Genomic DNA, 21,222 nt, shown 5'->3' with positions numbered 1-21,222 from the left:
CAATTCCGTGGCGGGCCGGGCGAGCCCGGGGGAAGATGCCGGGATGTCACGGCGCGAGCTCGTGGTGCTCGGCTCGGCCAGCCAGACGCCGACGCGGCACCGCAACCACAACGGCTACCTCCTGCGGTTCGACGGCGAGGGGGTGCTCTTCGACCCCGGCGAGGGCACGCAGCGGCAGATGATCCACGCGGGCGTGGCCGCGAGCGCGCTGACCAGGGTCTGCGTGACCCACTTCCACGGCGACCACAGCCTCGGCCTGGCCGGGGTCATCCAGCGCTTCTCGATGGACGCCGTCGCGCACCCCGTGCGCTGCCACTACCCGGCGTCCGGTCAGGTGTACTTCGACCGGCTGCGGCACTCGACGTCGTTCCACGAGCGCGCGGAGCTGGTCGAGCTGCCGGTGACCGGTGACGGCCCGTTGGACGGCCCGCTGTCGGCGCACGCCCTCGACCACCGCATCGACTGCTACGGCTACCGCTTCGCCGAGCCCGACGGCGTCCGCATGCTGCCCGCCGCGCTGGCCGCGGCCGGGCCAGGTCTTCGCGTTCGTGATGGACACCCGGCTGTGCCCGGGCGCGTTCGCCTGCGCGCGGGACGCGAGGCCGCGAAGGTCTTCGGCGGCGAGATCCACGTGGCCCGGGACCTCGACGTGGTCCCGCTACCCCCGCGCCGCTGAAGGACTCGTGAGTGTTTATGCCGGTTAGAACCGTCATAGCCACTCACGAGCCCTGCGGCTGTCGGCGTGTCGGGATGCTGGTGGCCGGGGCCCGCGGGCGGCCGTGTCAGACTTCGCGGCGATGTACACGCCGTCCGATCTCGCCGACCTGCTCGAATGCGAGCACCGGAGTGTGCTCACCCAGGCGCTGGCGGCCGGTCTGCCCGGCGCGCCGCGGCCCGGTTCGGGGCCGGACCAGCTGGCGGTCAAGCACGGCCGCGCGCACGAGGCGGCCACGCTCGTGCGGCTGCGGAGCGAGAAGACCCAGGTCGTCGAGATCGAGGAGCGCGACCCCGTGGTGGCGGCGAAGGCCACCGCGGAGGCGTTGCGGGCCGGCGCTCCCGTCGTCTACCAGGCGGTGTTCCACGACAACGAGTTCACCGGCCGCGCCGACTTCCTGCTGCGCGACGACGAAGGCCGCTACGAGGTCTACGACACCAAGCTCGCCCGGCACGCCAAGCCCGCTGCGGTAGTCCAACTGGCCGCGTACGCCGACGCTCTGCGGCGCGCGGGCTGGCCGTCCGGCCCGGACATGCACCTGCTGCTCGGTGACGGCACCACGCGCACTCTGCGTGTCGACGACTTCCTCCCCCTGCTCGACCGTCTCCGCACGCGTCTGCGTGACCGGCCGCCGCAGCTGCCAGTGAAGCTGTGGGCCGACGAACGGCCCGCGTGCGGCGCCTGTGGTTACGCACAGCACTGTGCGTCGGCGCGCGAAGCCGACCGTGACCTGTCGCTGGTCGCCGGGATGCGCAGCGAACAGCGGCGCAAGCTGGCGACGGCCGGGCTCGGCACGATCGACTCGCTCGCCGCGGCCGAGCCGGCGGACCGGCCGCGGGACATGTCCGTCACCACGTTCGCCACGCTGCGCGCACAAGCCGCGATCCAGGTGCGCCAGGACGAAACCGGCGAACTCGCGTACGAGGTGATCGGCCCGGACGCGCTCGCCGAGCTGCCGGCGCCGAGCCCGGGTGACGTCTTCTTCGACATGGAGGGCGACCCGTACGCGCTGCTGGGCACCGGGCTGGAGTACCTCTTCGGCGCCGTCACCTCCGACGCCGACGGCCAGCGGTTCACGCCGTTCTGGGCGCACTCGCGCGCGCAGGAGAAGCGGGCGTTCGAAGACTTCGTGGACTTCGCGACGGCGCGGCTGGCGGAGTACCCCGGCGCGCACGTCTACCACTACGCGCCGTACGAGGTGACGGCCGTGAAGCGACTCGCGGCGGTGCACGGCACGCGCGAGGAGGCCGTGGACGAACTGCTGCGAAGTGGCGCGATGGTGGACCTGTACGCGGTGGTGCGTAAGGCTTTGCGCGTCGGGCAGCGGTCGTACTCCATCAAGTACCTGGAGCCGCTGTACATGCCCGCCGCGCGCGAAGGCGACGTGAAGACGGCCGTGTCCAGCATCGAGGCGTACGAGGAGTACCTCACGCTCTCGCACGCCGGCGAGACCGAGCGCGCTGACGAGGTGCTGCACGGCATCGGCGACTACAACGAGTACGACTGCGTTTCCACGTTGCGGCTGCTGGAGTTCCTGCACCAGGTCCGGGGAGAGGCGGGCATCGAGCCGGTCCCGCCCGTCGTCGAGTCCGAAGAGGACGCTCTACTGAGGACGTCCGAAGAGGACGTCGCCGCCCAGCGCCGCGCCGAGCGGGCGGCCGCGATGGCGGCGCTGGTGGACCCGCTGATCGAAGGGCTGCCCGAAGACCCGGCGGAATTCACCCCGGACGACCACGCCCGCGCGCTGCTCGCCGCGTCCGTCGGCTACCACCGGCGCGAGACGAACCCGGCGTGGTGGGAGTTCTTCCGCCAGCTCGCGGCGCCGCTGGGCGACCTCGAGGTGGACACGACGTGCGCGGTGCCGGTATCGATGAGCGTCGGCGAGTGGGTGCCGCCGTCCGGCCGCCTGCGCACGGCGAAGCGGACGCTGGTGCTCGGGTGCGACCCGGACCGGCCGCACCCCTTCGCGCCGGGTGACGACGTGCGGCTGCGTTACGGCGCGAACGCCCGCGACGCCAAAGTGGTGGCCTCGTCGGCCGTCGAGCTGACGCTGGAAGAGAGCAGCGCGCCGGACGCGACGTCGCCGGACCGGCCCGCGGCGGTGCTGCCCGGCAGTCCCGTGCGGCCGTCGCCGAAGGACGAGGCGGTGGCCGAGCTGGCGCAGCTCGTCGTGGACGCGTTGCCGGTGCTGCCCGCGCACCCGGGCGTCGACCTGCTGCGGCGCTCTTCGCCCCGGCTGCGCGGCGGGGCGCGGCTGCCCGAGCCGGGTGAGGACTTGGTCGCGACGGTGATCGACGCCGTCGACGCGCTCGACGGCTCGGTGCTCGCGGTGCAGGGCCCGCCGGGCGCGGGCAAGACGTACCTGGCGGGCAAGCTGATCGCGCACCTGGTGCGGTCGGGCCGGACCGTGGGCGTGACGTCGACCAGTCACAAGGCCGTGGAGAACGTGCTCGCCGCCGCGCTGGGCAACGCCGACCTGCCCGCGGCGAAACGCGCGAAGCGCACGCCGGACCCGGAACTGCCGTGGGAGCAGCCGGAGTCCAACCCGGCGCTGGTGAAGTGGCGCGAAGAGCACGACACCGGCCACCTCGTGGGCGGCACGGCGTGGACGTTCGCGAACGCCGCGGTGCGCGACGAGCCGTTCGACGTGCTGGTGATCGACGAGGCGGGCCAGTTCGCGCTCGCGGACGCGCTGGCGGTGTCGACGTGCGCGAAGAACGTGGTGCTGCTGGGAGATCCGCAGCAGCTGCCGCAGGTCGTGCAGGGCACGCACCCGGCCGGCGCCGAGGCCTCGGCGCTCGGGCACCTGATCGGCGACGCGGACATCATGCCGCCGCGCCTGGGCTACTTCCTCGACCAGACGCGGCGCATGCACCCGGCCGTGTGCGAGCCGGTCTCGCGGCTTTCGTACGCGGGGCTGCTGCACGCGCACCCGTCGGCGTCGCGGTCGGTGGAGGGCTTCGCCTCGGGCCTGTACCTGGCGTCGGTCGACCACCACGGCAACACCACCCGTTCGGTGGAGGAGGCCGCGGAGGTCGTCGCGATCGTGGCTTCGCTGCACGGCCGGACGTGGCAGGGCCGGCCCTTGACGGACGCGGATTTCCTCGTGGTGGCCCCGTACAACCTCCAGGCCCGCGTCGTCTCGCGGCACCTGTCGGACGCGGGTTACGGCGACGTGCGCGTGGGCACCGTGGACCGTTTCCAGGGCCAGGAGGCCCCGGTGGTGATCACGACCATGACGTCCTCGTCGGCGGTCGACCTCCCCCGGGGACTGGACTTCCTGCTCTCGCGCAACCGGCTGAACGTGGCCCTGTCCCGCGCCCAGTCGGTCGCGGTCCTGGTCTGCTCCCCGCGGCTGCTGGAGGCGGACATCCGCACGGTGGACCAGATGCGCCTCGTGTCGGGCATGCTGGGGCTGCTGCAGACCGCGGCGCCGTGGCCCGGCTGAGCGTTCGAAGAAGTGCTCCCGCCCCCGCCGCAGCGAGGGGAGTCGCGCGGGCCGGGAACGGGAGCACGGGCCCGCGCCCGCCACGACGGTGGGGGGAACCGCCGGGTGGACGCGGGGGCTCGGGTGTCGGCACGGGGGTCGCCTCTCGGCGGGTGGCGCGACCCGGCTCCGGTGGTGAGGCCGGTGGTCCGGGAAGGCAGTAGGTGAGGCCCGGGGACTCCGCCGTGCCGACACTCTGTACAACGTTGTTGAGCCGCAGGTGTTCCCGGGCTCCGCTGTGATGCCCGTCGCCGGTGCCCGCCGGCAGTGATGATCCACAGTGGACGATGGGGTGGATGCTCCCGCTCCCGCCGCGGCAGTGGGTCCGGCGGCAGGAGCAGGAGCACATGAGCCCGCCCGCGCGGCCGGCTGGGGGAGCTGGCGCGCTGGGACGGGTGGTCGGCGGGGGCAGGTGGTAGCGCGAGGGGTGCTCCCGCTCCCGTAACTGCCGGCTGGGGGTCCGGCGGGCGGGAGCAGGAGCACTGGTGCCCGTCCTCGCGCGGCTGGGGGGAGTGTCGCGGCGAGGGCGGGTGGTCTGGCGCCGGTACGGGGGTCGCCTCTCGGCGAGTGGCGCGACCCGGTCCGGGAAAACCCGGCGGTCCGGGAAGGCAGAAGGTGAGGCCCGGGGACCCCCTCGTACCGACACTCCTTATAACGCACCAGAACTCGTTATGTTCCGCGACGTCGGGGTGACGTGGGTCGCCCTCCGTCGCCACCCGCGCGGGCCGGGAAACCTTCAGGTGAAACTGGACAGTTTTAACTGACCAGTTTACCCTGAAGGTATGGACGAGAGCACCGCGTCGGATTCGGCCGTGTACGCAGCGCGAGAGATACGCGTGGTCTTCAGCCGCGTCCGCCGTCGGCTGAAGGACGCTTCCGACAACCGTGAGCTGACGCCGTCGCAGACCTCGGTGCTGAGCCGCCTGAGCAAGGAAGGCCCGGCGTCGATGAGCGCGCTGGCCGCGGCCGAGCGCGTGCGTCCTCAGTCCATGGCGGCCACCCTCGCCAACCTCGACGAGCGCGGTTTCACCCACCGCCGCCCCGACCCGGACGACGGCCGCCGCCAGCTCATCTCCCTCAGCGAAACCGGCCGTGAGTTCGTCGAGGGCAAGCGCCGCGCCGGAGAGGAATGGCTCGTGCGCGCCCTCGACGAGCGGCTGTCCGAGCGGGAACGCCGGACGGTCATCGAGGCCATGGCCCTGATCGAAAGGCTCGACGCACCATGAAGGCTTCACCCCGGCCTCCCGATACCGCCCCGCGCTTCCGCTTGCGACGTAAGCAAAAGGACCCCGAGGCGTTCGACCGCCGGCTGATCGCGCCGATGGTCATGGGCTCGATCCTGAACCCGGTCAACTCGTCGATCATCGCCGTTTCGCTCGTGCCGATCGGGGTGGCGCTCGGCGCGCCGCCGGCCGAGACGGCGTGGCTGGTCTCCGCGCTCTACCTCGCCACGGCGATCGGCCAGCCGGTCGTCGGGCGGCTGGTGGACCTGTACGGGCCGCGGTCCCTCTTCCTGGTCGGCAGCGGGCTGGTGGGGGTCGCGGGGGTGCTGGGCCTGCTCGCGCCGAACCTGCCGGTGCTGATCGTCGCGCGGGTGCTGCTCGGGTTCGGCACCTGCGCCGGCTACCCGGCCGCGATGTCGTTGATCCGCAGTGAATCCGAGCGCACCGGCCACGACCGGCCGGGCGGCGTGCTCACCCTGCTCGCCATCACCACACAGACCATCGCGGTGATCGGCCCCACGCTCGGCGGCCTGCTGATCGGCCTCGGCGGCTGGCGCGCGACGATCGCGGTCAACCTCCCGCTGGCGGTGGCCTGCCTGATCCTCGGCGCGCTGTACCTGCCGCGCCACCACCAGCGCCCGGACGGCCCGGTACGCCTGGACTTCCCCGGCATCGGGCTGTTCGCCGCGACGCTGGTGTCGCTGCTGCTGTTCCTGATGACCCCGAACGGCGCGCACTGGTACCTGCTCCTGATCACCCTCGGGGCGGGCGCCGGCTTCGCCGTCCGAGAACTCCGCACTACGGCGCCGTTCCTCGACCTGCGGGTGCTCGGCGGGAACTTCCCGCTGCTGCTCACGTACGCCCGCAGCCTGCTCGCGTACGTCGTCTCGTACGCCTTCCTGTACGGCTACACGCAATGGCTTGAGGAGGGCCGTGGTCTGTCCGCCTCACGGTCCGGGCTCCTGCTGCTGCCGGTGTTCCTGGTCGGGATCGGCGTCGCCGCGCTGACCGGGCGGTACAAGGAGCTGCGCGGCAAGCTGCTCGTCGGCGCCGTGGGGCAGATCGCGGCGTGCGCGCTGCTCCTCACGCTCGGCGGGACCAGCCCGATCTGGCTGCTCGTGGTGGTCGCCGTGGTGCTCGGCCTGCCGCAGGGGCTCAACGGCCTCGCGCTGCAGAACTCCGTGTACTACCAGGCGGATCCCGAGCGGATCGGCGCGTCGGCCGGGCTGCTGCGCACGTTCATGTACCTCGGCGCGATGGTCGCGTCGGCGGCCACCGGCGGTTTCTTCGGCCCGCGCGCCGACACCGCCGGCCTGCACCACCTCGCCTGGTTCGTGCTCGCCGTCGGCGTGCTGTTCCTGGTGGTCACCCTGTTCGACCGGACGCTGCGGCACACCGCGGCGAAGTGAAAGGAATCCGAATGCCCGTCTCCACCATCGATGAGCGCAGCGCGCTCGTCCTCGTCGACCTGCAGAACGGCATCGCCACGGCGCCGACGCAGCCGCACAGCGGACCGGAGGTCATCGCGCGCGGGGCCGAGCTGGCCGACGCCTTCCGCGCCGCCGGGAAGCCCGTCGTCCACGTGCGCGTGACGATGGCCGCCGACAGCTCCGACTGGCCGTCCGGCCGCACCGAAACCCCGCCGCGCGGCGGCACCCGCCCCGAGGGCTGGGACCTGATCGTCGACGAGCTGTCCGGTCACCCCGAGGACCTCGTGGTGACCAAGCGGAACGTGGGCGCCTTCCACGGCACGGACCTCGACCTGCAGCTGCGCCGCCGCGGCGTCACGCAGATCGTGCTGGGCGGCATCGCCACCAGCATGGGCGTCGAGTCCACCGCCCGCGCCGCGCACGACCACGGCTACCACGTCGCCCTCGTCACCGACGCGATGGCCGACCTGGACCCGGAGGTGCACCGCCACAGCGTCGAGCGGATCTTCCCGCGCCTCGGCGAAACCGGGACCACGGCGGAGATCCTGGCCCTGCTGAAGTCCTGAGCCGCTCCTGACGCTGTCACACCTCGGGTTTCCGGGCCCGGGGTGTGGGGGGCGGGGTGTGGTGGCGGGGTGGATGAAGCGGCCCCCTGGGCGCGGAAGGGGTTTACTACCAGGGGGCCTGGCCCGCCGCCTGGTCGGGGGAATGTCACGAGGCTGAGCGGGTTGCGGGCAACACTAGCGGTAGAAGTCGATCGAAGATCAGTCCACGAACAGGTGAACCGAGGCCTTTCGTTCTGACCATCCGTAATCGGATCAGGTGAGTGCGGTGGTGTGACCGAACACGTTCGTTATCGGAACTTGTTCTTAACGAACGTGTTCGTTAAGCTATCGGTATGATCTCATCGTGCAGCCGTCGGGAACGCCCGGCCAAACCGGCTCTGACCAGGGCGGGCATGTCTACGTCCGCAGCACCGCCGAGCTGCACGCCGCCGTGCTCGACGAACTGCTCGGCGAGGTCAGCCTGACGCCGAAGGACAGCTGGGACGAGCGGCTGGAAGCGGTGCTCGGCTCGTACGCCGAAGTGCTCTTCCGCTATCCGGGGCTGGCGCAGTCCGCGCTCGTCGCCCGGCCCAGTGGCGGGCACTACCTGGACCTGGTCGAGACGCTGCTCGCGCTGCTGGCCGAGGGCGGAGTGCCGACGCGACAGGCCGCGTGGGGCGTCGATCTACTGCTCCAGCATGCGACGGCCACCGCGGCCGAGCACGTCGTCGAACAGTCCGAAGAGGACTGGGCCGCGCTCGGTGCCGCCGTCCGGGCCGTCTAGCCCGAAACCCACCCGCGCCTGGCCGCGGCCGGTGCGGACCTCATCTCGGGCGATCCGGGGGAGCGCGTGGCATGGTCATAACGAGCCCAGCTGTCCGGTATCGCCGCCACACCCACACCCCCGAAGGAGAAGCCATGACCATCACCATCGTCGGCGCCGGACTCGGCGGCCTGACCCTCGCCCGCGTCCTGCACGCCAACGGCATCGAAGCCGCCGTCTACGACCTCGACGCCTCCCCGGACGCCCGCGCGCAGGGCGGCATGCTCGACATCCACGAAGAATCCGGCCAGGCCGCGCTGCGGGCCGCCGGGCTGTACGACGAGTTCCGCGCGCTCGTCCATCCCGGCGGCGAGGCCATGCGGGTCCTCGACCGCCACGGCGTCGTCCATCTGTCCGAAGAGGACGATGGTGACGGAGGCCGGCCCGAGGTCGATCGCGGGCAGCTGCGCGACCTGCTGCTCGGCAGCCTGCCCGAAGGCACCATCCGCTGGGGCGCCAAGGTCGCCGGCGCGCGGCCGCTCGGCGACGGCAGGCACGAGGTGACGCTGGCCGACGGCACCGTCTTCACCACCGACGTGCTGATCGGTGCGGACGGCGCGTGGTCGCGGATCCGCCCGCTGCTCTCGGCGGCCAAGCCGGTCTACACCGGCGTGGCGTTCGTCGAGGTGGACCTGTTCGACGCCGACGTCCGGCATCCCGCCGAGGCGGCCGTCATCGGCGGGGGCATGTTCTTCGCGCTGGCCGAGGGCCGGGGCTTCCTCGCGCACCGCGAGACGGACGGCAGCCTGCACGTCTACGTCGCCCTCGTGGTGGCCGAGGACTGGGCCGCTGACATCGACTTCACCGACACGGAAGCCGCGAAAAAGGCGGTGCTGAGCCACTTCGAGGGCTGGGACGAGAGCCTGCGCGCGCTCGTCACGAACGCGGACAGCGACCTGGTCCCGCGGCTCATCCACGCGCTGCCGATCGGCCACCGCTGGGAGCGCGTCCCCGGCATCACGCTGCTCGGCGACGCGGCACACCTGATGTCGCCGTTCGCGGGTGAGGGCGCGAATCTCGCGATGCTGGACGGCGCCGAGCTGGGCCTGGCGCTGGCCGCGCACCCCGGCGACGTCGAGGCCGGCCTCGCGGAGTACGAGCGGGCGCTGTTCCCGCGCAGCGAGGAATCCGCCACGGAGTCGGCGAACGGGCTGGTCCTGTGCTTCGGCGAGGGCGCGCCGCAGGGCCTGCTGGACATGTTCACCGCGCCCCGCCCCTGACGTCCTCAGTGGACGGTCGAAACCCGGCTGACCCGCTCGTCCCGCCGGTAGGCTCGGGCCCTCCGGCGGGGGCGCGGCTGTCACCTGCTGAGCGAGTGGTCCCGGCCGCGGCCCGGCACCCGGACCTACGACTTTCGGCTTAGCCGGGACGAACCATCGGGCCGATCCGCGCCAGGCTCCGGGCTGCCACACTGGGGGTATCGGACACTCCGGTGTCCGATGTGGACCAACCACCCAGGTGACCAGGAGACAGACTGATGACCATCCCCTTCGCGCTGGCCGCCGCTCCGGACATCGCGCACCTCACGGCCGGGATCGCGATGGTGGCCGTGATCCTGCTGCCCCTGATCTTCTTCATCGCCGCGCTGGTCGGCATCGTCGGCAGCGGTCTCACCGGGGGCATGAAGCTGGTCTGGGTGGTGTTCGCCTTCTGCGCGCCGTTCCTCGGCCCGCTGCTGTGGTTCCTGGTGGGCCGCAAGCAGAGCACCGCGATCCGGGTGTGACACGGGGTCACCGGCCCTGGGTCTCTGACGTAGGGCCGGTGACCTCAGGGCGGCTTCAGTCGAGGTCGCTCGCGGGCGGCTGCAACGGCTGCTCCTGTGTGGACGCGACCGCGCGCTCGTAGTGCCAGTAGTCGGGGTTGTCCTGCTTGGCCACGACTCCGGATCCGCCGAGCGTGATGAAGCCCAACGTCACTGCCGCCAGCTTCTTCTTGATCCTCTGAGAGGACACCAAAATCTCCTTCTGGTCGCGCGTCGGTTGTCAAGATTGGGGCAGACACTATCCACCTTCCGGGAAGCGGAATTGCTGGGGGTGGTTAAGAAGGGTGCGCAGGCCAAAAATGTTGATTCCGAACGTGTTACGGGTACTCCGTTCGAGTAAAACCCGAGAGTAACTTACGTCAGAGTCCGGAGGTTGCCGGTTCTTCCCGCGCGGCCGCCAGATCCACCAGAACGTGCCGCGTGTGGTAGAGGTCGCCGAGATCCAGGTATGCGGCGACCGACAGCCGCCAGCCTTCGATGGCGGCGGCTGGTCGCCGCGAGGCCTGGAGGGCGTGGCCGAGGATGTGGAACGCGTCCGCCTCCGTGGCGACGTTGTGGCTGCGGGCGGAGAGCCGCGCCGCCTGCCGGGCATAGCCGACAGCTTTGTCGTACTGCTCCAGGTTGTAGTGGACCTTCGCGAGCACGGCGCAGGCTCGGGGCGCCACCTCGAGGTCGTGGATTCCTTCGACGACGGCGAGCGCGCGTTCCCCGCGGTCGCGCGCCTCGTGGTACCGGCCGCACCCGTTGAGCGCGGCCGCGAGCTCCGCCAGCGTCTGCGCCTCGCCGTGCCGGTTCTTCTGCCGCGCACGGATCTCCAGTGCCAGGCCGAACAGTTCCAGCGCCTCTTCCGTGTGTGCCAGCCGCCGGTGGGCCATGGCCGACCCGTGCATGATCGCGGCCTCCGGCCCGATCGCCCCGATCTCCCTGGCCTTCTCCAGCGCCTGCTCGTAATGGACGACCGCCTCTTCGGGGCTGCCCTTGTCCAACTCCACGTCACCCTGCTCCATGAGGGAGATCGTTATGCCGATCGGACTTCCGGTCTGCCGCGCGAGAGCCAGCGCGAGGTCGAACTGCCGCTGCGCGCCGTCCTGGTCGCCCGATCGCATCAGGATGCGGCCGAAGTCGTTGCGCGAAGCGCCTTCCGACTCCAGGTCACCGAGCGCCGCGCAGGCCGCGATCGCGACCTCATAGGGCTTTTTCAGGTGACTGAGGTAACCGTAGCGGCGGAAGATGGCATACATGATATGCGGATATCGCCAAGCGTATTCCGGATGACGCCGGGCGGCCCAGCTGACCAGAAGCATCATCGTCCGGCGCTCGCGGAGCAGCCAAGTCACACCGGCTTTTTCCGACTCGATTTCCACCGGGGACACACCCGGTTCCAGTGGAAGCATCGGAACCCTCGGGTAGAACGGGAATACGGTGTGGTCCGCCGCGAAACTGCTGTGCAAGTAGAACGACAGCAATCGTCGTTCGGCGTCCTCGGCTTCACTCGCGGATACCTCGTCCGTGGCCAGTTCGTGTGCGAACACGTGGAGCAGGTCGTGCATGCGATACCGGTCCGGTTCGCCGGTGTGGTCGACGAAGTGGGCGCTGACGAGCGCGTCGAGGCAACGGTGCGTGGCTCGTGACGACAGCCCGGCGAGCGCCGCCGCCGCGGCCAGGCTGAAGGTCGGCGTCGGCGGGAGGCCGAGGAAGCGGAAAAGCCGCTGCGCGTCGGCGTGGAGGTGTTCGTAGGTAACGAAAAGCGTCGCGCGCATGCTCGTCGGCGGATCGTCACCGGCGTCGCCCATGTCCAGGAGACGACTGCGATCCCGCAACTCGTCGGCGAAGTGGTGCAGCGCCAGTTCACGGTGGAGCTCGATGTGGTGCGCGGCGAGCTGCAACGTCATCGGGAAGCCATCGCACAGCTGTGCCAGCCGGGCGACGGTCTCCCGTTGCGCGGCCGCGCGGGCGCCGATGCGGTTGGTGAGCAGTTCGGCACTGTGCTCCGCGCTGAGCGGGGTGACCGAGCGGTGCCGCGCGCCGTGCTGCTTGACCAGCCCGGCCAGCGCCTGCCTGCTGGTGACGATGACCAGGCACGGCGCCAGCGTCAGCAACAGCGGCTGGACGTGCGCGGACTTCGCGACGTTGTCCAGCACGACCACGGTTCGCCGCCCGCCGAGCAGCTCGCGTAGCCGCGCAGCCCGCCTTAGCTGGCCCGCGTACCGGTCGATCCGGCCGCCGAGCGCGTACAACAGGTCGTCGACTACCTCTTCGGGCTCGCGTCTGCGGTCGGCGTCGTAGCCGTGCAGGTCTATGTAGACGGCGTGATCGGCCAGATGGCCGACCTGGCGGTGAGCCCAGTGCACGGCCAGCGCGGTCTTCCCGATGCCCGCCAGGCCGTCGAGGACGATCACCCCGGGGCGGAACCCGCCGCCGGGCGCCTGGGCGAGTTCGTCGAGTGTGCGCAGGAGATCGTCGTGGCCGACGAAGTCGTCGACGTCGGCCGGCAGCAGCGCGCGGCCGGTGCTCTCTGTGGCCGGGACCACCTCGCCGCCGTCGCGGGGCAGAGGAATAGTCGCCGGTCCCGGTGGCACAGTGATTGGTGACGCAGTGATTGGTGGCGAAGTGATGTCCCCGGCGCGGATCAGTTCGTCCTGAACGCGTTTGAGCTCGGTCGCCGCGTCTTCCTCTTGCCGCGCCCGGAACAGCCGGCGAGCGTCGAAGTAGTACTGGTCGCGCTGGGTTGTGTCACCGAGCAGGTGCAGGGCCTGGAGCCGTTGTTTCGCGAGGCCGAGGTCGGCTCGGTGCTGCCGTTGCAGGTCGTCGAGCCGCTGCAGCACCTCGCGGTGGCGCCCCAGTGCGGACCACTGCGTCAGCAGGAGATTGTTGGCGGGCAGCCAATCTTCGTCCACCGCCGCGATCCGGGCCCGGTCGGCGCGCGGGGTTCGCAGGTCACGCAGCGGGTCGTCCCGCCACAGGAGAAGCGCTTCCTCGATCAGTTCGCCGGCTTCTTCGTGACGGTGGTCGGCACCGAGCAGCCGCGCATTGCCGATCATCCGGCGAAATGCGAACCAATCGATCCGATCCTCCTCCGTTTCCAGTACAAAACTGCCGTCCACAGTGCGCAGATCCGCCGGAAGGCCCGCTTCCCGGAGCGTGGTGCGGATTCGCGCCGTGTAGGTCCGAAACGTCGAAACCGGATTTCGCGGTTCCTGCTCCTCTTCACCCCACACCCAGGTGAGCAGGGACTCCGCGCTGACCAGGCGGTTCGGCTGGGCCAGCAGCGTGGCGAGAACCGCGCGCTCCTTGGGGCGCCCCCACTGCACAGTCAGACGCCCGTGCATCTGCAACGCGGTTCGCCCCAGAATGCCGAAGGCGATTTCCACCAGCGCAGCGCCCCCTCCCCAGGATTTGCGGTACGCGCGAAATTTTCCATTCAGCTTCTCACATCCGAGGCGGGGACAACCGCTGAACCGACCGGCAATGACACGGATTTGTCATCTTTGAAGTGCCGCTGAAGCGCTGGTGACACGAATGCGGAACTCCGGTTGACACGGCTGACCAGCACGCTCAGGACCGTCACCCCAGCTCATAACGAGGAGGAGCGATGTCGTCCACCACCTGGATCAGAGGTCCCATCGGGCGGGACACCCACACCCGGGTCACCCGGCCCGGCTGCCGGACCGTGCTCGTAGTCGTCCCGACGGTCACCGCCGGCACCCGGCTGATGGATCTGTTGCCGCTGCTGGAGCCGGATCACCGGGTGCAGGTGGTTTTCACGGTTCCGCACACCACCGACGCGTGGCACGGCGTCGAGGAGTACGTGCGGGCGCAACGCGGTGTGGTCGTGCCGTGGCAGCAGGCCGTACAGCACGAGTTCGACCTGATCCTGGCCGCCAGCCATCGCCACCTGGAGGAGCTGCGAGGGTCGATCCTCCTGGTCCCGCACGGGGCCGGCGCGCTGATGTCCCGGCGATTCAGCCGCAAGGCGCGGGCGGCGACGGCGGTCACCACCGGGCTCGACCGCGAGCTGCTCACCTTTCGCGGCCGGGTCCTCCCCGCCGCGCTGGCCTTGACCCACTACGCCGAGCTCGAGGTGCTGCATGAGCGGTGTCCGGAGGCCGTGCCCACGGCGTTTGTCGCCGGCGACATCTGCGCGGACCGGATGCTGGCCGGCCTGCCGTACCGGGCCCGGTACCGGACGGCGCTCGGGGTCGGCGCGCACGAGCGCCTGGTGACCGTGAGTTCAACGTGGTCGCCTGACTCGGCTTTCGGGCGCTTCCCCACGTTGTGCCGACGGCTGCTGGACGACCGCTCGACTTCGACCGGGCGGGTGGCCGCCGTGCTGCACCCGAACGTCTGGACCGTGCACGGTGCGCGCCAGGTGACCGCCTGGCTGTCCGACTGCCTGCGCGACGGGCTGCTGCTCGTCCCGCCCGACGAGGGCTGGCAGGCGGTGATGATCGCGTCCGACTGGGTGCTCGGTGACCACGGCTCCACCACTGCCTACGCCGCGGCGATCGGTCGGCCCGTCACCGTCGTCACGACCCCTGAGGGGAACATCCGCGACGGCAGCCTCGCCGACCTCGTGCGCCGCTCGGCGCCGGAGTGGGACCCGCGGGCCGGGATGGACGCGCAGTACGTCTCGGCCCGTTCGCGGTGCGCCGATCTGGAGCGCGAGCTGCTGCCCGCGATCACGTCTCGCCCGGAGAAGGCGGCATCCCTGGTGCGGGCGGAGATGTACCGGCTGCTCGGCCTTCCCGAGCCGGACGTGGCCGCGTCGGCGTTGCCGGCGTCCTCGCCCCGGCCGGTGGGGTGCTGACATGCAGGAGGTCCTCGCCGACGGGGTGGTCCGGCTGCGCGCGGGTCCGGACCTGGTGGTCGCCGAGCTGGGCCGGGCCCCGGCGGCGTGGTGCTCGTGCGCGGACGTGGTCGTCTGCACGTCGAGCGCCGAGGTGGACACGGTCGGAGCCTGGCTCGCCGGCCTGCTCCTGCTCGGCGTGCATCGTGGGGCCTGGCTGGCGGTGGTGCGGACGCCCGCCGCGGCGGTGCTCGCCTTCAGGATCGCCGGGTGATCACCCGCCGACTGGGGGACTCAGGTTCCGCAGCCGGGCCAGCACCTCGTCCGAGCGGGGATCCCCAGCCGAGCTGAAGTGCTCGTACGCCCGGTTCAGGTGGGCCGCGGACTCCGTCACGTCGCCGGCCGAGGCTTCGGCTTCACCCAGGGCGAAGAGCACTTCGGCGGTGTAGTGCGGCGACCCGGCGGCGGTGATGATCCGCAGGGCCTCGCGCAGGAGGCCGAGGCCCTCCTGCTGCCGGTCGTGCTGGGTGAGGAGCGTGCCGAGGACCATCAGGGTGCGGGAGTGCTGGACGGAATCACCGGACTCTTCCAGCACACCCGCGGCGCCGGACAACTCGGCGATGCTCTCCGCCAGCCGGCCCGAACGGCTCAGTACCTGCCCGACCCGGCGGCTCAGCAGCGCCGCGTTGCGCCGGTGCCCGAGCCGGGCCTCCAGGTCCCGCGCCTGGCGGTAGTAGCCGAGAGCGGCAGGCAGGTCGTTGTTGTCGCGTGCGGCACGGCCGAGCTGGGACAGCGCGGTCGCCGCCGAGGCGTCGTGCCCTTCGGCGCGGGCGAGGCGCAGCGCCAGCTCGTTCTCCGCTATCGCTTGCTGGTAGTCGCCGCTCTTCGCGAGCGCGTAGCCACGCTGGGACCGCAGCCGCGCCTCGGCGATCCGATGTCCACAGTGGATCGCGGAATCGATGCCGAGCTGCTGCAAGCGGATCCAGTCGGCGTAGTCGCGGTGGTGCAGGAAGAAGCCCCACAGCGCCTCGCAGAACGGCCATACGAGTTCGTGCCATTCACGTTCGCGCGCCTCCAGCACACAATGCCGGATCGACCTCTGCTCACGGCGCAGCCACGCCATCGCTTCCCTGGTGGTGGCGAAGGACCGGTGCTCGGGAGCCCCGAGGGTGAAGTGCGGTTCGAGCTTCCAGCGATGCGGGTGCACGACGTCGGTGGCGCGGACGGTCATGGTGAGGTACCACTCGACGAACCGGCGGGTCACCGCTTCCTCGTCGGTGCCGTCGTCGAGCCGGGCCGTCGCGCGGGCGTGCGCGCGGACGAGGTCGTGGAAACGGTGGCTGCCATCGTCTTCCTCGCCGAGAAGGTGCATCTCGGCCAGCCGGTCGAAGGTCTCTTCGACGTCGTCCTCCGTGGTGCCGGAGACGTCGGCGAGGACTTCGGCGCCGAAGCGTGGCCCGGGGTGCAGACCGCACAGGCGATAGGCACGAGCGGTGTCCTCGTCGAGGCTGCGGTACGAGCTGTCGAAGACGGCCTGCAGCGCCGGGTCCCCGTCGACCGACATGCGGAGCAGCCGGGTGTCGTCGCCGAGCCGGTCGGCTTCACGCGCCACGCTGCGCCTCGGATGGGTCCGGAGTTGCGCCGCGATCATCGAAAGCGCGAGGGGCAGGCCCCCGCAGGCGGTCGCGATCTGGTGGGTGGCAGTGATTTCGGCACTGACCCGGTCTTTGCCGACGAGCGCCGTCAGCGCCTCCACGGATTGCTCGACGTCCCACGGGTGCATGTCCACGGACAGTCCCTCGCCGGCCAGCCGCGGCAGGCGCCAGCGGCTGGTGACGACGGTCAGTGCCGTCGGCGCGGACGACACCAGTGGGCGTACTTGGCCCCCGGACACGGCGTTGTCCAGCAGCACCGCGATCCGGCGCTGCGCCGTGTGGGTGCGGAACAGCGCCTCCCTGCGGGCGAGGCCTTCGGGAATCTCGTCGTCGGCAAGGCCGAGTGCGGCGAGGAACCAGGCCAGCACTGTCTCCGGCGGCACCGGGCCCGCCGCGTCGAATGCGCCCAGGTCGACGTAGAGCTGGCCGTCGGGGAACCGGTCCCGGACGCGGTGCAGCCACCGCAGGGCCAGCGCGGACTTCCCGACCCCGCCCGGTCCGCTGATCACCACGAGCGGCGGCTCCGTCCCCGTATGGGCCAGGAATCCGTCGAGGGCGGTGAGTTCGTCGCCGCGGCAGGGCAGGAACGGTGGGCTGCCGGGCAGTTGGGAGGGCACCGGGATGTCCCGATGGGTATGCAGGTGAACGTTCTGAATCGTGCCCGCCTGCACCAGGGAACCGTGAACCGGACCGGAAACGCTGTTCTGCGTGGTTCCCGTGTTTCGTTCGCCTGCCGTCTGCTCGCCCACGCCCGCCCCCGTGCGGCCACCTTTCAAGAACTTCTTTTTGTACCGCACCCCGCAACGGAAACCAGGTGGCTGTGAAACGTGGCACGCGGTTGTTCACCCGGATGCGTCGTTCGATGGCCTGGAAAACGCGGCTCAATACGGTTCGGCGACGGCGTGGTCGATGAAACCCGCCTCGGCCGGCACATTCATGATGACCGCCGGCGGGCCCGCCTCGTCGATGGCCACCCCGGCGCCGTGGCTGAGGATGCCGACGAGCCGTGCCGTACCGCCGTCACTGCTCTTCAGGACGGCGCCGCCGGAACAGCCGGCGCCCAGGTCGTCGGGCACAGGCAGGTTGGCCGCGCACAGCTCCCCGGTGCCGCCGATGCGCGGGTCGATCAGGGTTGTCGTGGCCTGGGCCAGCCGGCCGTCGCCGTCGCGGCCACGGGGCCAGCCGAGGATGGTGATCGCGTCGCCGACGGCCGGGCTCCGGTCGTCGCGCGCGAGCGTCGGCAGCTCGGCCGCGGTGCCGAGGGTGGCCACCGCGAGGTCGTGGGCCGCGGTGGCCGGGTCGAACCCGGGGTGGAGGCGGACCTCGGTGATCTCGTGCGCGACGCCGTCGTCGAGGCCGGTACCGCCGACGCGGGCGGTGAACTTCCGGTCCGCCAGGGGGATCGTGCCGGGTCGCTGCGCATCGGGGCTGAAGACGTGGGCGCAGGTGAGGACGGCCCGCGGTGCGATGAGGACGCCGGTCGCGGTGTGCCAGCGGTAACGGCTGTGGGCTGGTGCGTCGTATTGGACGCTGACGATCCACGGGATCGGGGTGGATCGATGGGTGAGGCTCGGCGCGGTGTCGAGCGCGTTGACGGTCGACCGATACGCGGCTGCCTGCATCTTCGAGTGGAACGCCTGCCGTCTTGTGGACGCCGCAGATCTCAGTCTTCCGAACATCGTTTCCTTCCCGTTTGACGGTAAGGTCTCTGTTACGGGCTGCCAACACCGATTACCTGATCAGGTAATCGCTGCTTCCTGGCACTGTACGGGACCCTGTGAAGCTGGTGAATCCGTCGTTCGGGGACTATTTCGGAATCGTTCTCGGTGGAGGTTTTCGTAATTTTCCGTCGCCGGTCTGTCCATTGTGGAGTATTTTGGGATTCCGGGGCCGGTGCGCGGACCAGCGGCCCGCGCACCGGCCGCTGGTCAGCTCACCTGCAGGTCGATGCAGGAGTAGAACGCGTTGGTGGTGTCGGCGATGTTCCAGATGGCCAGCACGGTCTGCCGGCCGGTGTGGCTGCCCAGGTTCACCGAGTGCGAGACGGTGGCGGGCGGCTGCTGGTTGTTGCCGCTGAAGCTGGCGATGCGGGTGTTGCCGATGTAGTACTCGTAGTCGGTGGTCTTGTGCCGCGCGGTGAACGTCCAGTTGAACGTCACCGTGCGGCCCACCGAGGCGGCGCGCCAGCCCTTGCTGTTGTCGTTCAGTTCGGCGAAGCGAGCGACACCGCCGTTGCAGCTTCTCAGGCCTTTCGGTCCTTCGACGCTCTGCGGCTCGTACTTGATTTCGCCGCAGGAGACGATGTTCTGCGCGCACTGCGCCTGCCGGCTGGCTGGCGCGTTGACGTAGCCGTGCGCGCTCGCGGTGCCGACCGGGCCGACCAGGACGATCACCGGGGCGATCGCCGCGCCGGCCAGTGCGGCGACGAGCTTGCGGTTCCGTTTCATGCCGGGCTCCTTCTACAGGCAGGCCCGCTCCCGTGACGGCCGGTCGCGGCCTCGGGCAGGCGCGATCGACCGGCCGCGGCGAGTGGAGCGCGGGCGGAGGGGGGAGAGAAGTGTGGTCTAGACCATACGGCAGATTCGGGCGATTCGGTCAGGACGTCGCCTGAATGGACGCTGGAGATGCGGCATTGGCGACTCCATATTGTATGCAGTAGACTGAGTGGGTCCAATCGCACGCGTTCGTGAAGCACGGAGGATCCACGCCGCCATGTACACAGTCACCAACCCGGCGACGGGTGAACGGATCGAGGAGATCGGGAACGCCACCGACGAGGAGGTCCGCGCGGCGATCGAGCGCGTCCACCGCGGCTACGGCTCGTGGCGGCTCCGGCCGGTTGCCGAACGCGCGGCCATCGTGGCGCGCGCGGCGGAGCTGTTCGCGGAGCGGGCCGACGAGCTCGCCGCGATCATGACCCTCGAGATGGGCAAGCGGATCAACGAGGGCCGCGGCGAAGTCGGCATCGTCGTGGACATCTTCAACTACTACGCGGAGCACGGCCCGGAGCTGATCGCCGACGAGTCGCTGGCGCTGCGCGGCGGCGCCGCGGTGATCCGCAAGGAGCCGATCGGCGCGCTGCTCGGCGTGATGCCGTGGAACTTCCCGTGTTACCAGGTGGCCCGGTTCGTGGCGCCGAACCTGGTGCTGGGCAACACGATCCTGCTCAAGCACGCGTCGATCTGCCCGCGCTCGGCCGCGGCGATCGAGCGGATCCTGCACGACGCGGGGGTGCCGGAAGACGCGTACGTGAACGTCTTCGCGTCCAGCCGCCAGGTGCCGTGGATGCTGGAGGACGCGCGTATCCAGGGCGTTTCGCTGACCGGCAGCGAGCAGGCGGGCATCTCCGTCGCGGCGGAGGCGGGCCGGAACCTCAAGCGCTGCGTGCTGGAGCTGGGCGGGTCCGACCCGCTGATCGTGCTGGACACCGACGACATCGAGACGACCGTCAACACCGTCGCCACTGCCCGGATGCGCAACTGCGGCCAGTCGTGCAACGCGCCGAAGCGGATGATCGTGCTTTCGGAGCTGTACGACGAGTTCGTGGACCGGCTGACCAAACGCGTCGCCGACTTCTACCAGCCCGGCGACCCGGCGGACCCGGCGACGAAACTGCCGCCGCTCGCGTCCGTCGCCGCCGCGGACGAGGTCGCCGCCCAGGTCGAGACGGCCATCCGCCAGGGCGCCACGCTCCGCACCGGCGGCCACCGCGTGGACGGCCCGGGCGCGTACCTGGAGGCCACGGTGCTCACCGACGTCACGCCGGAGATGGACGCCTACCGCGAGGAGATCTTCGGCCCCGTTGTGCTGGTTTTCCGTGCCGGCACGGAGGAAGAGGCGATCGCCATCGCCAACGACTCCCCGTTCGGCCTGGGCGCGAGCGTCTTCGGCACGGACCCCGCCCGCCTCCGCCGGGTCGCCGACCGTATTGAGGCGGGGATGGTCTACTTTAACAAATCCGGCGGCTCGGAGGCGGACCTGCCGTTCGGCGGGATCAAGCGCTCGGGCATGGGGCGCGAGCTGGGGGCGTTGGGGATCGAGGAGTTCATGAACAAGAAATCGATCCGCCTCTGACCCCGCCGGTCTGCGTCACCAGGGGACGACCTCGCCGTGGCGGTCCAGGAACTGGAGCCCAGGGGCGCCGGCCTGCTTCTCCAGGACGTCGACGACGGCGGGGATGCTCTCCTCGGCCGTGAGGGGCGCGTCGGGGCCGCCGAGGTCGGTTTTGTTGTGGCCGGGGTCGATGAGCAGCTTGGTTTGCCCGTCGTCGGCGTAGCGGGTGGTGTAGCTGCGCATCAGCTGGTTCAGCGCGGCCTTGCTGGCCTTGTAAAGCTCGAAGCCGTCCTCGGTGTTCTGCGAGATGCTGCCCTGCTCCGACGACATGATCGCGACGGTTCCGCCGGGCACGACGAGTTCGCGCAGGGCTTCGAGGGCGCGCAGCGGGCTCAGCGCGTTGGTGATCATCACCTCGGTGAACATGCCGGTCGGGACCTCGCCGATGGGCAGGTTGCCCCGGTTGATCGCGGCGTTGACGAACAGCAGGTCGAACCGGGTGCCGGACAGGCGCTCGCGCAGCGCGGCCAGCTGCTCGGGGCTGGTCATCTCCAGTGATTCGACCGTCAGCCGTCCCGCGGAGGCGTCGGCATTCGCTTGCAGCTCGCCGCCGCTCCGGCGCGTCGTGGCGGTGACTTGCCAGCCGCGCCGGGCCAGCTCGTTCGCTAGGACGAGGCCCAGCCCTCGCGAGGCTCCGATGACGAGGGCGCGGGATGTGTCGGACACGGTGACTCCATTCATGG

At 70.7% G+C, this 21,222-nt stretch carries 16 protein-coding genes and 1 pseudogene; 11 read left to right on the top strand and 6 right to left on the bottom strand.

The annotated features are described in order from the left end of the window. Positions 1–43: 43 nt before the first annotated feature. From OG943_RS26640 to OG943_RS26605, 8 genes and pseudogenes are all read left to right on the top strand, one after another. A pseudogene (locus OG943_RS26640) lies at positions 44–599 on the top strand (MBL fold metallo-hydrolase); the annotation flags it as partial. Positions 600–797: 198 nt separating this feature from the next. Beyond that, a complete protein-coding gene (locus OG943_RS26635; protein WP_328603653.1) occupies positions 798–4,163 on the top strand; it encodes a TM0106 family RecB-like putative nuclease in 3,366 nt (1,121 codons plus the stop codon). Positions 4,164–4,984: 821 nt separating this feature from the next. After that, complete coding sequence (locus OG943_RS26630; protein ID WP_328603652.1) at positions 4,985–5,428, top strand: MarR family winged helix-turn-helix transcriptional regulator; 444 nt, start codon at positions 4,985–4,987, stop codon at positions 5,426–5,428. 41 nt (positions 5,429–5,469) lie between these two features. Beyond that, positions 5,470–6,834, top strand: a complete 1,365-nt coding sequence (locus tag OG943_RS26625) for an MFS transporter (protein ID WP_328603651.1) — start codon at positions 5,470–5,472, stop codon at positions 6,832–6,834. A gap of 11 nt (positions 6,835–6,845) precedes the next feature. Beyond that, on the top strand, positions 6,846–7,421 hold the full coding sequence (locus tag OG943_RS26620; RefSeq protein ID WP_328603650.1) for an isochorismatase family protein: 576 nt from the start codon (positions 6,846–6,848) through the stop codon (positions 7,419–7,421). A gap of 343 nt (positions 7,422–7,764) precedes the next feature. Next, on the top strand, positions 7,765–8,184 hold the full coding sequence (locus OG943_RS26615) for a TetR/AcrR family transcriptional regulator C-terminal domain-containing protein (protein ID WP_328603649.1): 420 nt from the start codon (positions 7,765–7,767) through the stop codon (positions 8,182–8,184). Between the two features lie 134 nt (positions 8,185–8,318). Continuing rightward, entirely contained in the window at positions 8,319–9,443 is a 1,125-nt protein-coding gene (locus OG943_RS26610; RefSeq protein ID WP_328603648.1) for an FAD-dependent oxidoreductase, read from the top strand. Positions 9,444–9,700: 257 nt separating this feature from the next. After that, positions 9,701–9,946: a PLDc N-terminal domain-containing protein gene (locus OG943_RS26605; RefSeq protein WP_328603647.1), complete on the top strand. Its 246-nt coding sequence runs from the start codon at positions 9,701–9,703 to the stop codon at positions 9,944–9,946. A gap of 55 nt (positions 9,947–10,001) precedes the next feature. On the opposite strand, the gene OG943_RS26600 is transcribed toward OG943_RS26605, so the two are convergent. Both OG943_RS26600 and OG943_RS26595 read right to left on the bottom strand, forming a co-directional pair. After that, entirely contained in the window at positions 10,002–10,175 is a 174-nt protein-coding gene (locus tag OG943_RS26600; protein ID WP_328603646.1) for a hypothetical protein, read from the bottom strand. Between the two features lie 169 nt (positions 10,176–10,344). Beyond that, positions 10,345–13,356 carry an AfsR/SARP family transcriptional regulator gene (locus OG943_RS26595; protein ID WP_328603645.1) on the bottom strand — a complete coding sequence of 1,004 codons (3,012 nt, stop codon included), beginning with the start codon at positions 13,354–13,356 and terminating at the stop codon, positions 10,345–10,347. Positions 13,357–13,577: 221 nt separating this feature from the next. Here OG943_RS26595 and OG943_RS26590 point away from each other — a divergent pair, with 221 nt between their 5' ends. Then, the gene (locus tag OG943_RS26590) at positions 13,578–14,792 is read left to right on the top strand and encodes a hypothetical protein (RefSeq protein WP_328603644.1); all 1,215 of its coding nucleotides are present in this window, start codon (positions 13,578–13,580) and stop codon (positions 14,790–14,792) included. 1 nt (position 14,793) lies between these two features. Then, complete coding sequence (locus OG943_RS26585; protein WP_328603643.1) at positions 14,794–15,045, top strand: hypothetical protein; 252 nt, start codon at positions 14,794–14,796, stop codon at positions 15,043–15,045. On the opposite strand, the gene OG943_RS26580 is transcribed toward OG943_RS26585, so the two are convergent. The 3 genes from OG943_RS26580 to OG943_RS26570 all read right to left on the bottom strand — a co-directional run bounded on the left by OG943_RS26580 (position 15,046) and on the right by OG943_RS26570 (position 18,873). Next, a complete protein-coding gene (locus OG943_RS26580; protein WP_328603642.1) occupies positions 15,046–17,043 on the bottom strand; it encodes an ATP-binding protein in 1,998 nt (665 codons plus the stop codon). A 264-nt stretch (positions 17,044–17,307) separates the two neighbouring features. Next, complete coding sequence (locus OG943_RS26575; protein WP_328603641.1) at positions 17,308–18,105, bottom strand: trypsin-like serine protease; 798 nt, start codon at positions 18,103–18,105, stop codon at positions 17,308–17,310. A gap of 249 nt (positions 18,106–18,354) precedes the next feature. Beyond that, on the bottom strand, positions 18,355–18,873 hold the full coding sequence (locus OG943_RS26570) for a lytic polysaccharide monooxygenase auxiliary activity family 9 protein (protein WP_328603640.1): 519 nt from the start codon (positions 18,871–18,873) through the stop codon (positions 18,355–18,357). 265 nt (positions 18,874–19,138) lie between these two features. On the opposite strand from OG943_RS26570, the gene OG943_RS26565 reads away from it, so the two are divergent. Continuing rightward, a complete protein-coding gene (locus tag OG943_RS26565; protein WP_328603639.1) occupies positions 19,139–20,500 on the top strand; it encodes an NAD-dependent succinate-semialdehyde dehydrogenase in 1,362 nt (453 codons plus the stop codon). 15 nt (positions 20,501–20,515) lie between these two features. Here OG943_RS26565 and OG943_RS26560 read toward each other — a convergent pair whose 3' ends face one another. Beyond that, positions 20,516–21,220: an SDR family NAD(P)-dependent oxidoreductase gene (locus OG943_RS26560; RefSeq protein ID WP_442874566.1), complete on the bottom strand. Its 705-nt coding sequence runs from the start codon at positions 21,218–21,220 to the stop codon at positions 20,516–20,518. Positions 21,221–21,222 lie beyond the last annotated feature (2 nt).

Source organism: Amycolatopsis sp. NBC_00345 (assembly GCF_036116635.1).
Classification (GTDB): domain Bacteria; phylum Actinomycetota; class Actinomycetes; order Mycobacteriales; family Pseudonocardiaceae; genus Amycolatopsis.
This window is presented reverse-complemented; position numbering and strand designations above follow the sequence as displayed.

Bases quoted from the DNA above. Each gene is read 5' to 3' on its own strand.
- OG943_RS26635 (WP_328603653.1), top strand. From the start codon at position 798: ATGTACACGCCGTCCGATCTCGCCGACCTGCTCGAATGCGAGCACCGG.
- OG943_RS26630 (WP_328603652.1), top strand. From the start codon at position 4,985: ATGGACGAGAGCACCGCGTCGGATTCGGCCGTGTACGCAGCGCGAGAG.
- OG943_RS26620 (WP_328603650.1), top strand. From the start codon at position 6,846: ATGCCCGTCTCCACCATCGATGAGCGCAGCGCGCTCGTCCTCGTCGAC.
- OG943_RS26610 (WP_328603648.1), top strand. From the start codon at position 8,319: ATGACCATCACCATCGTCGGCGCCGGACTCGGCGGCCTGACCCTCGCC.
- OG943_RS26605 (WP_328603647.1), top strand. From the start codon at position 9,701: ATGACCATCCCCTTCGCGCTGGCCGCCGCTCCGGACATCGCGCACCTC.
- OG943_RS26590 (WP_328603644.1), top strand. From the start codon at position 13,578: ATGTCGTCCACCACCTGGATCAGAGGTCCCATCGGGCGGGACACCCAC.
- OG943_RS26585 (WP_328603643.1), top strand. From the start codon at position 14,794: ATGCAGGAGGTCCTCGCCGACGGGGTGGTCCGGCTGCGCGCGGGTCCG.
- OG943_RS26575 (WP_328603641.1), bottom strand. From the start codon at position 18,105: ATGTTCGGAAGACTGAGATCTGCGGCGTCCACAAGACGGCAGGCGTTC.
- OG943_RS26570 (WP_328603640.1), bottom strand. From the start codon at position 18,873: ATGAAACGGAACCGCAAGCTCGTCGCCGCACTGGCCGGCGCGGCGATC.
- OG943_RS26565 (WP_328603639.1), top strand. From the start codon at position 19,139: ATGTACACAGTCACCAACCCGGCGACGGGTGAACGGATCGAGGAGATC.
- OG943_RS26560 (WP_442874566.1), bottom strand. From the start codon at position 21,220: ATGAATGGAGTCACCGTGTCCGACACATCCCGCGCCCTCGTCATCGGA.